The sequence below is a fragment of the Okeania sp. SIO2B9 genome, assembly GCF_010672505.1.
In the GTDB taxonomy this organism is placed as follows: domain Bacteria; phylum Cyanobacteriota; class Cyanobacteriia; order Cyanobacteriales; family Microcoleaceae; genus Okeania; species Okeania hirsuta.
Window position 1 is genome coordinate 1 of sequence record NZ_JAAHGK010001475.1, and the last position, 1,725, is coordinate 1,725.

General features: G+C 32.1%; 1 protein-coding gene. It reads right to left on the reverse strand.

All coding sequences use genetic code 11. The features are described 5' to 3' along the window. Window positions 1-627: 627 nt before the first annotated feature. Window positions 628-1,578, reverse strand: coding sequence for a calcium/sodium antiporter (locus tag F6K13_RS31835; RefSeq protein WP_124144673.1), 951 nt, complete (start codon window positions 1,576-1,578; stop codon window positions 628-630). Window positions 1,579-1,725: the final 147 nt, after the last annotated feature.

The window sequence follows — 1,725 nt, forward strand, 5'->3', positions numbered from 1 at the left end:
TGGAATGTGGGTTTTAGTACTACAGACATAGATAAATAAATTTACCTGTTCGCGGAGCGTTGCCTCAGCAAATCGCTCCCAATTATTTGTAACATTCTTTTTTCAAATTGGTATAGCAATGTGCGCTCAGGTATTTACAATGTCCAGCTCAAAGTGCAGTCTAGAACAGGTCTACAAAAAATAATGTGTAAATATGCCAGCGCACATTGCTATATTAAAAATTTTTAGGTAGAAAAATTGCTGAGAGTCAATCTAGATAAGGGAATTACGTCAATGCGATAAAAATGCCTATAACTCTTGGTAATTAAGGATTTATGCCTTTTTGACGTAAAAGCCTTTTCCTGTCTATATTTGAGCCTATTTTCTACTTCTATTTTGTGTAAAGTCCCAATAGAATATCTGTATTAAGAGAAAATAATTTTGTGATTAGTGTATAACTAAAACTTTTACTATACCATGTCCGTTTAATTATTGATAAAAAAAATTCTTCTCCTAAATACCTTCTTTCTCCCTCCAGACTCCAGACTCCAGACTCCTCCCTAATTATTTATAACTGTTCATCCGAACATAATATTACTCGCTATTGTTCCAGGAATTACAAATTCAAGTATTGAAGTTCGGAGGATGTCAAACTAACCCAAATATATTGCCAATAAACCACCCGTAGAATAGGAAAAATATTAATCCTTCCCAACGAGTTACTTGTTTATCTTGAGTGACAAAAAAGAACATAATTGTTCCTGCTAATAAAACCAATAACCCACCACCAATAAGATCTTCAGGAATTTCTAAATTGCCGATTAGTCCTGGTATTCCTAGTACCATCAATGAGTTGAAAATGTTAGAACCTAAAACATTTCCTACGGCAATTTCTGGGCGACCTTTTTTAGCAGCAGAAATAGTAACTATTAACTCTGGCAATGAAGTACCAAGAGCAACTGCACTTAAAGCAATTAATTCCTTAGCAATCTCGAGTATCTTAGAGATTTTAGTAACTGATTCAATTGTATAAGTTGCACCCAAAAATACAAATAATGAACTAATAACCAAAATGGCTATTTGTTTGGTTGGTAAAATTTTCTTTGAGTTTCTATTTCCATCTTTTTCTAACTCTTGTTCTTCCTTACCACTACTAATAGTGTATAAAACATAGACAACATATCCCAAAATACAAATAATAGCTTCATTTTTAGAAAAATTATTATCTAAAACTGTTAAACCTAATAAAAAAGCTGAACCAACAAATAGTGGTAAATCTACATTAATTAGTTCATATTGTATCCTTAAAGGACTGCTGATCAATGATGCAGTACCAATAATCAAGAAAATATTAGCAATATTGGAACCAACCACATTACCAAAAACAATTTCAGAGGAGTTTTGGTATACAGCGATAATAGATGATACTAACTCTGGTAGAGAGGTTCCTACTGATACTATTGTTACCCCTACTAAAAAAGGAGAAATTCCTAAAGATATACCTATTTTTTCTGCTGCATCTGTAAAGAAGTCAGAAGCTTTAATCAGAACGAATAAGCTGACTATAAATATTACGATCCAGACAATTAAGTTTGGCATTAGTTTCTTCTTTCCATTTACATATATTATATATTTGTCGCCAATCTAAATTGAAGTTTTAGTGAGTATATTTAATATAGAAGTTGACATATCTTCCATGATCGAATGCTTTAACTGTTTGATAGTTGACTGCTGCTAAAAATTTCA

Coding starts and splice junctions, on each gene's coding strand:
- F6K13_RS31835 (WP_124144673.1), bottom strand. CDS start 1,578: ATGCCAAACTTAATTGTCTGGATCGTAATATTTATAGTCAGCTTATTC.